The sequence below is a fragment of the Vibrio sp. 2033 genome (genome assembly GCF_033339735.1).
Genome location: NZ_JAWOVC010000042.1, coordinates 1 through 12424, shown reverse-complemented (window position 1 = coordinate 12424; position 12424 = coordinate 1). Strand labels below are relative to the sequence as shown.

General features: G+C 46.8%; 11 protein-coding genes and 1 pseudogene. 6 read left to right on the top strand and 6 right to left on the bottom strand.

What is annotated here, in order from left to right; genetic code table 11:
* Window positions 1-540 (top strand): annotated as a pseudogene (locus R7P74_RS23715) (hypothetical protein); the annotation flags it as partial.
* Window positions 541-673: 133 nt separating this feature from the next.
* Here R7P74_RS23715 and R7P74_RS23710 read toward each other — a convergent pair.
* The 3 genes from R7P74_RS23710 to R7P74_RS23700 are packed head-to-tail and all read right to left on the bottom strand — an operon-like array spanning window position 674 to window position 3544.
* Window positions 674-1090: a GtrA family protein gene (locus tag R7P74_RS23710; RefSeq protein ID WP_225474298.1), complete on the bottom strand. Its 417-nt coding sequence runs from the start codon at window positions 1088-1090 to the stop codon at window positions 674-676.
* 4 nt (window positions 1091-1094) lie between these two features.
* Window positions 1095-2501: an ArnT family glycosyltransferase gene (locus tag R7P74_RS23705; RefSeq protein WP_045412049.1), complete on the bottom strand. Its 1407-nt coding sequence runs from the start codon at window positions 2499-2501 to the stop codon at window positions 1095-1097.
* 2 nt (window positions 2502-2503) lie between these two features.
* The gene (locus tag R7P74_RS23700; protein WP_225474296.1) at window positions 2504-3544 is read right to left on the bottom strand and encodes a glycosyltransferase family 2 protein; all 1041 of its coding nucleotides are present in this window, start codon (window positions 3542-3544) and stop codon (window positions 2504-2506) included.
* Window positions 3545-3696: 152 nt separating this feature from the next.
* On the opposite strand from R7P74_RS23700, the gene R7P74_RS23695 reads away from it, so the two are divergent.
* Together R7P74_RS23695 and R7P74_RS23690 are read left to right on the top strand one after the other, a co-directional pair.
* Window positions 3697-4374 carry a response regulator transcription factor gene (locus R7P74_RS23695; protein ID WP_005389368.1) on the top strand — a complete coding sequence of 226 codons (678 nt, stop codon included), beginning with the start codon at window positions 3697-3699 and terminating at the stop codon, window positions 4372-4374.
* Complete coding sequence (locus R7P74_RS23690; protein WP_213871713.1) at window positions 4371-5669, top strand: sensor histidine kinase; 1299 nt, start codon at window positions 4371-4373, stop codon at window positions 5667-5669. Before R7P74_RS23695 ends, R7P74_RS23690 begins: the two co-directional genes overlap by 4 nt.
* Window positions 5670-5765: 96 nt before the next feature.
* On the opposite strand, the gene R7P74_RS23685 is transcribed toward R7P74_RS23690, so the two are convergent.
* On the bottom strand, window positions 5766-7004 hold the full coding sequence (locus R7P74_RS23685; RefSeq protein WP_225474295.1) for a leucine-rich repeat-containing protein kinase family protein: 1239 nt from the start codon (window positions 7002-7004) through the stop codon (window positions 5766-5768).
* 280 nt (window positions 7005-7284) lie between these two features.
* Here R7P74_RS23685 and R7P74_RS23680 point away from each other — a divergent pair, with 280 nt between their 5' ends.
* Window positions 7285-8181: a 1-aminocyclopropane-1-carboxylate deaminase/D-cysteine desulfhydrase gene (locus R7P74_RS23680; protein ID WP_225474299.1), complete on the top strand. Its 897-nt coding sequence runs from the start codon at window positions 7285-7287 to the stop codon at window positions 8179-8181.
* 39 nt (window positions 8182-8220) lie between these two features.
* Here the strand turns inward: R7P74_RS23680 and R7P74_RS23675 are convergent, their stop codons facing one another.
* Complete coding sequence (locus tag R7P74_RS23675; protein ID WP_054701260.1) at window positions 8221-8763, bottom strand: hydrolase; 543 nt, start codon at window positions 8761-8763, stop codon at window positions 8221-8223.
* A 150-nt stretch (window positions 8764-8913) separates the two neighbouring features.
* Window positions 8914-9774, bottom strand: a complete 861-nt coding sequence (locus R7P74_RS23670; protein ID WP_086046918.1) for a LysR family transcriptional regulator — start codon at window positions 9772-9774, stop codon at window positions 8914-8916.
* Window positions 9775-9873: 99 nt separating this feature from the next.
* On the opposite strand from R7P74_RS23670, the gene R7P74_RS23665 reads away from it, so the two are divergent.
* Together R7P74_RS23665 and R7P74_RS23660 are read left to right on the top strand one after the other, a co-directional pair.
* Entirely contained in the window at window positions 9874-10938 is a 1065-nt protein-coding gene (locus R7P74_RS23665; protein ID WP_225474294.1) for an HlyD family secretion protein, read from the top strand.
* 9 nt (window positions 10939-10947) lie between these two features.
* On the top strand, window positions 10948-11967 hold the full coding sequence (locus R7P74_RS23660) for a DUF2955 domain-containing protein (protein WP_225474293.1): 1020 nt from the start codon (window positions 10948-10950) through the stop codon (window positions 11965-11967).
* Window positions 11968-12424 lie beyond the last annotated feature (457 nt).

Genomic DNA, 12424 nt, shown 5'->3' with positions numbered 1-12424 from the left:
ATGGTAGCGATGGTTGGCCCGATGGCGTTAGCAGGCGCTGGTGCTTTTATATTAGTCTCCTTTAAAATGCTTAAACGTCAGCCTGATGAACCAACAGAAGTGAGGGTCGGAGAACGTGAAGACTGGCTCTTTGCTGATTATAATAAGAAAAGGAAAGTAATTAAGTTCTTTTTTAAGTATGACAGGTGCGAATACCAAGATACTGCTCAGGAGATTACTTTTCGCTCACAGGGACGATTTTATTGTTACATTTTCTTTAAAAATGAAGCGGAATTAGAATCCATGGTCACGCAACTGTCAGAGGTCTACAAACTGGATTGTAAAGAGGTCAATGATCATAAAAAGCTGTTTGAAGCGAAGCCTGAACCTAGACTTTTTACGACTCCCGCTTATTATCGAGAATACCCTACCAATGAAGTGTTTGATTTAAGGGATGCGAAAGCGCCACTCCCAGAGTGTAAGTATCTTTACAACGGCAAGTGGCAAACCGAGTTTGAAATCGAACAATCAAAATCTGAACTAACGGCAGCCAAGGTATAAACCTTGGCTTATTTACCTTTTTACATACCCCATGAAAAGCTTTAGGTTTACTCTGATGTACAAAAAGAAAAATTGGTTCAAATAACGAATTTTTAACTCGAGGATAGGATAGTAAGCCCGAACCTTTCTATCCTCAACTAAACACCCATTTTGCACTGAGCAAATAATTGCTCACCATGCCTGCCAATATGCCTAAGCTCAAAGCCAAATAGACCATCAACCCTTGCGTTCCTAGGGCGAGCGTTACGCCTTTGAACACAATAAAGTTCGGCAAAGCACTGATACAGGCACTCACCATAAATTTTTGCCATTGAGCGAAAGGGTTGATTTTTTCTGCTTGAGAGAAAGTCAGCCAGCGATTGCCAAGCCAAGTCGTGGTTGCCGCAAACAAAAATGCAATCCCACGAGCCAGCATCAGCTCCAGACCAAACCAATGGAACAACACAGAAAAGATAAGGGTGTCGACCATAAAGCCGACACCACCTACCAGGGCAAACCTTGTTAACGAAGCAAGCCTTTCTGACGAAGCAAATTTTGGTAATTTGCGCATTCCGTTATCCAACCACACAGGTGTAGAGTGAGCGTTTCGATTTTGCTGTGAACTCGTTGGTGCAACTCAGCGCATTTTCATGAATCATGCTATCCACTTGCTGCGATTTACCAATCAGGTGGAATTTCTTCAGATTGTTTAAGTCATTCTTATCTTCAAGCTTTTTCGCCTGACCATGACTATAGAACTGGCCTGAAAACGGGCGCTTACCAATGTAGAAGACCGGAGCATTGTCATTAATTTGCGCGAAGATTATGCGGTCGCTGCGGCTATCTGCTTTGCCCATATTCAAAACCAACATCGCAATCATAAGCAGGGCTGGCAACACCGCTGCCGTTCCGGTCAACCATTTGAAATCGTGTTTATCCACCAGCATCGCAATCAAGATCCCCAACGCAGGCACACCCGGTAGCACGTAAGCAGGCAAAATATTCCCAGCCATGGTGAACAAGATCATTGGTGAAATCAGCCAACACATCAGGAAGCTAAACAAACCTTGATGATCGGTTTCAATGGCTTTGAGTACTTTACGACGTTTCCACGCCAAGATAGGCAATACAATTGACCAAGGTGCAGCCGATTGCAGCCAGAATACCCAGATCATCCCACGTGGTTGATCATGAGCAGAGCCATACAGATCCCCTTCCCAACCGCTGACAACAAAACGCTTAAAGTGCTCGCCAACAATGAAGTAATCAATAAATCCAGGCGTCGCCATTTCAGCCATGATGTACCAAGGTAGAGCAATCGCCAGCATGAGCGCCAACCCCGATACAATTGGAAAACGCTGCCACAGGGCTTTGAAGGCACCAAAGAAACCATGCTGAATCACGAGCCAAGGAAACACTGCGATGCCCATGATCACGATCGCCACTGGACCTTTTGCTAATAGCCCGCAAGCCAAGCCAAAGAAACCGAGGTAACCCCACAATCGGCTGTGTTTGTCTTTGCCAAGCCAGCAATAGTAAAAACCAACCATCGCCATCGTCATTGCCAATGTCAGTGCCATGTCTGTCATCACCGCACCCGCCGCAATTGAAAAGATGCCACACGTCGCCAGTACCAACGCTGCGATGACAGCATTAAAGCCAGCGCGATGCGCCATGAAAGCAACAAAAACAATCGTCGCAACGCCCGCTAACCAATGAGGCGCGCGCACTGCAAATTCATTCAATCCAAACAGCTCAATGCCATAAGCACTCATCCAAGTGAACAGAGGTGGCTTCCCCCAAAAAGGCACGCCGTAATCAAACTGTGGGGTAAGCCAATTGCCGGTTTCCACCATTAAGCGCGCCATTTCGCCGTAGCGGGCTTCTGTGGTGTCCATCAAAGGGTAAGCGGCAAGTGAAATAAGACGGAGTAAAAGAGCAAACGCCAACAACAACCACAGATGGGTTTTATTAATACTCATGATTACGCGGTTTCTCCCAGTTTAAACTTTATGGTTTGGATGGATTGATGTTTTGCAGGCTGCTCGTAAACAGACTGAACAAGATAAAGAGGACGTTGCTTGGTCTCGACAAAAATGCGGCCAATGTATTCGCCCAAAAGGCCAATCGACAGCAGTTGCACACCGCCCAACGCAAGTTGGACGACCATCATGGATGGGTAGCCAGTAACAGGCTCACCAAACACAACGGTTTTCATCACAATGAATGCGCCATAGATAAAGGCACTGAACGCCACTAACGCACCGGCAAGTGTCGCTAAGCGCAAAGGACGAATGGAAAACGAGGTAATGCCGTCCATTGCAAGGCCAATCAGCTTGAGGTAGTTCCATTTGGTTTCACCACAGAAACGAGCGTCACGCTCAAACTGAACCGTCACTTGCTTGAAACCCGGCCAAGAGAAAATACCTTTCATGTATCGGTTACGCTCTGGCAACGCATTGATGTGTTTAACCACTTTTGCGCTCAGTAGACGGAAATCACCCACGTTCTCCGGCACATCCAATTTCGCCATGCTGTTAAGCACTTTGTAAAAGCAAGCGGCCGAAAAGCGTTTGAACCAAGTTTCACCATGGCGCTCGCTGCGCTGCATGTTCACCACGTCATACCCTTCACGCCATTTTGATACCATTTGCGGGATTAACTCCGGCGGGTCTTGCAAGTCAGCATCAATCACGATCACCGCTTCACCTTGGCAGTGTTCCAGCCCCGCACTCATGGCGGACTCTTTGCCGAAGTTTCGGCTTAATGCAATACAACGAACGTCGCTAGAAGATTGAGAAAAGTTTTGCGCGATCATTAGGCTGTCATCTTTGCTACCGTCGTCCACATAGACGATTTCGCAGCGTTCTGGCATTTCATCCAAAACGGCGGCTAAACGACGATGAAATTCAGGCAAGACTTCTTGCTCGTTAAAGAATGGCACCACAACAGACAAAACTGTTTTAGGCTCAGTGTGTTGGCTCACCTTTGAAAAGGTTGCAGCGTGAATGTTGAAGGTTGACATGCTACTCTTCCACTAAATCCGATGAATGAATCCAGTCTACAAACATCAATGTGAAAGAGATGTTGTTGACATCTTTTTCACGTTCTTAGTGAATAATGTTCGGTTAAGACGAAGTCTTATTTTCGAAAACCCGCCCACTTGGAGAGAAATACATGAAACGCGTACTTTTAGTCGAAGATAATCGAGAAATCGCAGGCATGCTGTTCGATTATTTTGAGTGTGCAGGTATGGAACTCGATTATGCAGACAACGGCGAACTCGGCTTGAAACTGGCGATGGAAAACACGTTCGACATCATCTTGCTCGACCTCATGCTGCCACGCATGGATGGCCTGACCATGTGTAATAAACTTCGCGACGCGGGCAACAACACACCAGTGCTTATGCTGACGGCGCTTGATAGCCGTGACGATATGCTCAAAGGCTTCCAACACGGTGCCGATGATTACCTGACTAAACCTTTCGATCTGGATATTCTTGAAGCGCGCATGATGGCACTGATCCGCCGTTACCGTGGCACTGTCGCATCGAGCAAGTTGGAATACGGTGAAGTGTCTATTGACCAAAAAACGCGTAAAGCTTACCGCCAAGATAAACTGCTGGCGCTAAACCCCACCACTTACACCATTCTGGAAATGCTTGTGAAAAGCGCGCCAGACGTAGTGACACGTGAAGAAATCGCCTTCCAACTTTGGCAAGAGAACGAGCCGAACAACGACGTTCTGCGCAGCCACATTTACCAACTTCGCAACCAACTTGATAAGCCATTTGAACAACATGTGCTTATCACCGTACCGAAAGTTGGCTTCCGCTTGGAGACTGGTGCATGATAAATCGCTTACTTGCTAGCACGCAAAGCACACAAAGTATGACAGGGCGACTCGCTCTGTTTTTCTCTTTTGTGTCGGTCGTGATTGGCATCTTCTGCTTTTTGTTGATTACTGGCTCCCTGCTTTGGTCTGAAGACCGCGTGGGCGAGCGTCGTATTATGGTCGACAAAAAAGAAGCGATTGAACATTTCCAGTCCCACCCAGAGCAAGGCAGTATTCAGCTTGACCTGCTCACCACCGCTTACAACGACATCTCACTGGTTGCCGAGCGCTATCAAAAATACCTGATTGGTCAAAAGCACTTTCTTGATGAGGTAGAAGACGGCGAATACTCGCGCATGGTTTACATGAGCACCTACACCTATAAAGGCGTTGAGCATCCGGTGATTCTGGTTTCCTTGATTGATGAAATCGAGATCACCTCAGAGGAATTCATTCTCGTCGTCGCAATGGTGCTGTCCATTGTCGCCGTGCTGGTGTTCCTGTTTGGTAGCCTGCTGCTGCGTTTATCACAGCGCCTGATTGAACCCGTCAATGCGCTTAAAACCCAACTCGATCATCACCAAGGCGATGCCACGCAGACCTTTAGTGTGCCTGAGGGCTCAGCCAAAGAGTTCCAAACTCTTGCGGATGAGTTGAATGAGTACCGCCATAAAATCAACCAAGTCATCAAGCGTGAGCAAGCCTTTGCACGATACGCAAGCCATGAACTGCGTACACCGTTAACCGTAATGAAAGGCTCAAGTAGCTTACTAGCTAGAAGTGCGAACACGGATTTCCAAACCCGCCAAGTGAACCGAATTCAAGATGCGACGCAGCAGATGTCGACCATGGTGGATGCCCTACTCGGCTTAGTACGTTACGAGCGCAATGCAGATGATTCACCAGTACGAAGCATCACCGAAGAAGAACTCAACCAAATCATCTTCCAAAGCCAAGCTCAGGCGGATGAGAAAGCACTCAGCTTTGATGTTCAGATCGACGGCAACCCTAGAACGCGCGCGACCAATGCCGTGTTGACCATAATTCTTGGTAACCTGATTCGCAACGGCATCGCTGCGACACCTTCGGGATCAATTCATATCAATATGGATGAAAACACCATCTCGGTGCGCGATGAAGGTGAAGGCTTTTCGACCATTCCACATTCTGATGGGCACGGATTAGGTTTGATGATTGTGGACGATTTGTGCCAACGCTATGGCTGGCAATTTAAGATTGGTACACATCCAGAAGGTGGTTGTGAGGCGGTGATTGATCTTACGTCAGAGCATCAAGAGGCTTGCTCAGAGTAACTTCCCCAGCGCCTAATTCAATTGAGAGGTATCGACTTTGCTCAGTATTAAAACGAGCAATTCGATACCTCTTTCTAATTTCAATTGTATGAAATCTTATGCGGCAAGCGCTGCTAGTCGATTGAATGCTTGCGATGCCGATTCCGACGCTTCACACACTGAAAACATATCTTCGATAAAGCACTTCAACGCTCTCGATTCAATGGTTCGGATTGCCGCTTGCTGCTCGTCCGATAAATAGCCGTAAATGCTCGCCGCACCAAAATCGCCGAAGATCATCTCACCTTGGTCATTCACCAAAGTATTGTGCGCATACAAATCGCCATGGCACACCTTGTTATCGTGCAGATGATTAAATACGTCCACCATTTGCTCAACAATGGAATTCACTTGCTCGACCGATAGCGTAAACCCTTGTGGGAATGTATCTCGGGTGCAAGTTTCCAGTGTTGGCGGTAAACCCAAGTTGTAGTAACTGTTTGGGATCAGCTCCATCACTAAAGCAAGCTCATTACCGTCATCTACTTGCGCGATGGATTTCACCAAGTTGTTGTGATGCCCGGCTTGCAAACATGCTTCAAGCTCATCATGTGGGTAACCGTCACTGGTCACTTCGCCCTTGAACACTTTCACCGCTACTTCATTCGGGAAGTCGTATTGAGCGTCAGTCCAGTTAGCATGAGAAATCACGCCACTCGCACCTTGACCAAGAACATGGTTAAGTGAGTAACTGTTTGTGGTCACCTTCGGCACACTGTCTAACGAAGATGGGTGTTTGCAGAATGGGTTACCTGCGAACGCAAACCATGCCAATTTAGGCAGCTTCATCAACACATCCGGGAAATGCTCTAACTGGTTTGCAGATAAACGAATCAATTCTAAATTGACCAAGTTTTCCATGCTGTTTGGCAGTTGTTTGATGCGATTGCCCGCCAAAGCAAGCTTTCTTAGGCGCGGTCTTTCACCCAGGCTGTTTGGCAGAACTTCAATCTCGTTGTCGGTCAGAATCAGCCAACGTAACTGAGTTGGTAGTGAGGCTTCACTGACTACTTTGATCTTGTTGGTTTTAAACCCAACCATCTCAAGGTTTGGCAGCTTGCCCAACACCTCTGGCAGATGGGTGAACAGGTTGTTGGAAGCAAAGATGATTTTTAGCTTGGTCAGCTGTTCCAGTTCTGGTGGTAAATCTGACAGTGCGTTGCCAGATAAATCTAACACTTCAAGCGTTTCTGCAAGCTCTAAAATTTCCATAGGAAACTCAGTTAGCCCTTCCGCCAACTTCAGCTGTTTCGTTCCTACTAATTGTCCTGTTTTTAATTGTTCTAGAGTTTGCAAAACCAAGCCTTCTGATTGAATGGAAATAAGCGGAGTAGTGTACGTGGCTTGAGGGAGAAAGGCGAGACATGGGGTGGAATAGCATGGAATCAAAGCAACCAAAGGATAGAAGTGAAACCATTGCAATGGTATTACAGCACCGGTGAGTGCGAGTCAAAACATCAGGAATAACCGAAATGGAAGTCCTGAAACACAGACTTTTTATCTGGGTTTAATGGCGTTACACTACGCGCCCTTTTTAAATGGCAAAGGTGACACGGTTTATTCCGTCAGCATCGACATGAAACTCTCAGAAAGTCCTATCACCCAACATAGCTTTAATGGGCGCAAATTTTTCCTTAAACGTGATGACATGCTGCATTCTCACTTTTCTGGGAACAAAGCACGTAAGTTTATGGCGTTGATGGAAACGCAAAACAGCGACATCAAAACCCTCATCAGTTACGGCTCTGCTCAATCCAACGCGATGTATTCGCTAGCGGCTCTCGCCCAGATTAAAGGTTGGGCATTTGAGTTTTATGTTCATCACATTCCATCTTGGCTAAAAAGCTCCCCCATCGGAAACTATCGCGGCGCTCTCGATTTGGGTATGAAAATCACCGCCATGCAAGACATCGGTAGCGAACTCCACCCTAGTGAATACATCCACCAGGTACGAAGATTAGATGAGTCGACATTGCTTATTCCAGAGGGTGGACGTTCCCACCTCTCTGAAGCTGGCATCAAACAGTTAGCACGAGAAATTCTTGATTGGACGCGATTGAGAGGTAAAGAACAGTTTACCGTCGCCCTGCCATCAGGCACTGGCACGACCGCTTTATATCTTCATAAACATTTAAGCCCACACGGCATAGAAGTGCTAACTTGCCCTTGCGTAGGCGATGTAGATTACTTAACTGAGCAGTTCAACCAGCTCTGTGAAAACAGCCACCCAACCATTTTAACCATCCGCAACAAACACCATTTTGGTCGCTTGTACGAAGAAGATTACATCACATGGAAAGCGCTCTTTGAGCAAACCGACCTCGAATTTGACCTGTTATACGACCCGTATATGTGGCAATGCCTCACCCCTTGGTTGGAAGAGAACACTGATAAAACGGTGATTTACATTCACCAAGGCGGGTTACTTGGCAACGAGTCGATGTTGCCAAGGTATCAACGAGAATTTGAATAGCGTGTTCAAATAAAGTTGTTGCTGATTACAGTGATTCCACTATTTGATGAGCGCCAGAATTTCTTTGAATTCAGGTGCTCGGCAATCTTCGACCATTTCATACAAACACATTTCTAACCCAGTGAGCACCACACCGTTTGCGGTTAACTTCGCAAGAGCGAGCGCTTTATTGGCAGCGGTTCGGGAAGATACACAATCCGTGACTAATTCAACGCGATAACCGGACTGACGCAGAGAAACCGCGGTTTGATAGACGCAAATGTGGGATTCAATACCGCAAACCAACCAGGTATCAACTTTCGCGTTCTCCACCGCGACCTTAAACGTCGCCTCTTTGCAACCATCAAACGTGTACTTGGTAATAGGTAAATGCGTGCTTTCAAGCACTTCACGAATCGGCTCCGCGGTTGGGCCCAATTTTTCTGGATTCTGTTCTAGCCACAGAATAGGCAAATCTAGTGCTTTGGCGCCCTTTACCAGTTTCGTGATATTTTCAATCAGAGCGTCGCTTTCATGCATTAATGTAGCGAGTTTGCCCTGAACATCCACCACAATCAGGCCCGTGTTTCCTTTCGATAACATTTCCATCTCCTATCTTGTGCGACCACAAACCATACTCAACAAGTTGAGCAACAGTTAATGTATCAGAATCCTTTCATGTTAGAGCACTAAAACCTAGAAAGATGACCTTCGCTCACACATTTGCTCTTAGTTAAGAGTGGTTTGAACTGACTATTTAAATTTCTCTCGAATTAGCTCAATCAAGGCTTTGACTTTATTGGGCAGAAATAAGGCCGAGGGATAAATCAGAGTAAGATGCTGCTTCGGATGCGCGAATTGAGGCAGCACCTCGACCAACAAACCATCTCGCAATGCAGGCTTGGAATGAATTTGTGGAATAAACGCGATGCCGTTTCCTGCTATCGCCATCGAGCGCAGCAAGTTGAGATCGTCCGATCGCAACGCGACATGTAAATCTGAATCGAGCAAATCGGCATTGTAACGATTAGTTAAAAGGCGATGCTGCTTAAGATCTTCCACCGTTTTTACTGGCGGATGCGATTCTAGATAAGCTTTTGACGCAACAAAGTGACTACGATAAGGCAAAAGACTGAACTGCACATAGCTGTCATCGGTAACTTTGACCACGCTCGGAAGAAGCTGTAAATCAAACGATTGACGCTTGAGATCGACACTCTCTTGATGGTTTTCAATCTCGACCGAAATCTCCGGATACCGCGTTGTGTACTCGGTGATGATCGCGTTAAACGCGGCAGAGCTCATCAATGCGGAAGGAATGGCTAAACGCACTTTGCCCGTCAGCTCTTGTTGATATTCGTGCATGGCATTTAAACCTTGCTGAATATGGTCAATAGGCTGCCCCACCAACTCAAACAAACGTTTCCCGTGCTCCGTCAACTCAATGCTGCGTGTTGTGCGGATCAAAAGCTGTACCCCGAGCGATTTCTCTAATTCTTGCAGGCGACGACTCACTTTTGAGCGTTGTAGTTGATTCGCCTCTGCCGCTGCACTTATACCGCGGTGAACCACCGTCTGAGTGAATAGATAAATATCATCAAAACTAACGTTCATTGTCCTATTTTTAGGTCATTTATGTTCGTATTATCATTCTACTGAATTGTGAGTGACTTCTCTATAATCCGCTATCCAATATGTTTAACGGAACTTGTAATGACGGCTGACCAAAAATTCAAACACTGGATGCGAACTTTGATTGTCCTGTTCATCGTACTATTTTTGTACATTATCATTGCTGACCGCCACGCCCCCTTAACGACCGAAGGACGAGTGCAAGGATACGTTGTCCAAGTCGCGCCCGAGGTATCTGGTAAAGTGACCGACGTTCTCATCGAGAATAACCAGTCCGTTCAAAAAGGCGATGTGTTGTTTACGATTGATGATCGTAAATACAAAATAGCACTTGAACAGGCGGAGCTGTCTCTGCAATCCGCTTATGAAAAAGAAGCAACGCTGTATTCTCAACGCGAAGCCGCTCTTGCCAATATTGCTCGCGCACAAGCGACATTTGATAATGCACACCGCGAATACAACCGCTTACTGACGTTATCGAAGCAGAAAGTCATCTCTCAATCGACACTCGATAATGCCTTTGCCCAAAATCAGGTATCACGTGCAGCGCTTAAAGCGGAACGACAAAACTTAAAAGTAATTGAGGCGCAGTTAGGCGCTCAAAAAGGTCAAAGCACTGCCGTTCGAATTGCCAAAAATGGCATCGAAAAGGCGCAACTTGATTTGGCAAATACCGCAGTACTCGCTCCCAGTGATGGTGTCGTGACCAACCTGCAACTAGAAGTTGGCACGATGGCAAACACCAACATGCCATTGCTGACATTTGTACCAACAGGATCACTCTGGGTAGCCGCTGATTTTCGTGAAAAATCCGTCGCGAACATAGACAAGACTTTCCACGCCTTGGTCACATTTGATGCCAACCCAGGTTCGGTGTACGACTTTGATTTAGCTAGCCGCGATTACGGTGTAGCAGCCGCACAACAAACGCCTAATGGCGCACTAACCAAAGTGGAAGTGAACAACCGCTGGGTACGTGATGCGCAGCGTACACGAGTGAACCTAACCAGCAGCGAAGAGTTACCACCAGCACTGTTTGTCGGCTCTCGCTCTACCATTGTTTTGTACCCAGACAACAGCATTTTCTGGCAGTGGATGGCGCAAGCACAGATTCACCTCGCAAGCTGGTTCCACTTCATTTACTAGGCGGCGACAATGAAAACCTTACGAATTTGGTTCGGCTGCTCTTTAGGGCTTGCGCTAAGCATGGTCTTCGGTTGGTCTTACGGATTTTTTGCCATCATGATGCCGCTGTTTATATTGGGCAGAATGGACAACTTTAATCTTTCGGCTTTATTGATCGTGTTTTTCTCTGCGGTGTGGACAACCATACAAGCCACATTTTTGCTGGAATACTTGCAGTTTCATCCAACATTAATGACCGTTGCCGTCGGAATCATGATGCTGTTCAAGTGCATTGCAATGATGAACCAGAAAACCTATTTGTTTGGTTACATGGGGTTGTTGGTGGGTTCAATTGTGTTGAACTTTGCCAGCTATAACTTCATGGATATTGAAGAGTTCAACGTCAACATGTGGGTGATGGCGTTCAGCAATATTTTTGTTTGCGCATTCGCGTATTGGTTGTTCCCGGAGCCAAAATCCCCCGCCGAGCACATTGATATGTCGACCCCAGTGAAAAGCGATATTGACTACATCAGCCAAGTTACCATGGGCTGGGTAGTGGCGATGGCGGCGTTTATTGTATTCCAAGTAGCGGACTTATATGACTCGCTATCCGCACAAGCTTCCATTTTGATCATCCTAACCCCAATGACTTTAGCGGGCTCGCTCGCCATGGCAAAAATCCGCATCATCGGCACCGCACTAGGCTGCATCGCAGGGATGGCTGTTCAGCTCATATTGGGCAGTTGGTATGGGCATGGGCTACTCTTTTGGCTCGCCTTTACCATTGCAATGGGGCCATTCTGCTCGTGGCTCACCAAGGGGCAAATTAAAGCGGCTATCGCGTTTTCTGCCATGTCTGCCCTATCGGTTCCGCTGACGACCTCATTGGTGCCAGAACAAAAAGACGCGTTCTTTTCAATCTTGTACCGTTTCAGCTCGATTTTCGTCGCGGTTCTGCTCACCGCGATGGTGATGTGGGTAGTGCATCACTGGATTCGTGTAATGTTGCTAAAGCATCCTGAGATGAAGAACGTGGAGTTGAATTAAACCTGGCCGAGGCTGGAAACGGGAAATGTATGTCGCTCACTTTACTGTGAGCGGCATTTTTATTTAAAACGGTCACCCTAAACATCGAGGAACGAGCGTGGTTCAGGATCGACTCACCGAGTGCTGTGAAGTTCTAAGGTTATCGTCATTTCCTAGCGAGCTGTAACCCGATTCCTAGTCTCACTTAAACTCGCTGGAATGACCCTATCTTGGAGCTGCTCAAATATCGGTTTTGTGGCGAGCGATGTATCTTCCAACATCCATCATCCTGAACAGCGAGGGACGAGCGTGATTCAGGAGCTACCCACCGAGTGCTTTGAAGTTCTAAGGTTATCGCCATTTTCCAGTGAGTTGTTAGTAGATTCCTAGTCTCGTCTAGACTCGCGATGTATGGACTCCCTCCCTCTGGAGGGAGCTAGAATTTATGGTGTCAAAGCCTAAATCTAAGGAGTCCATA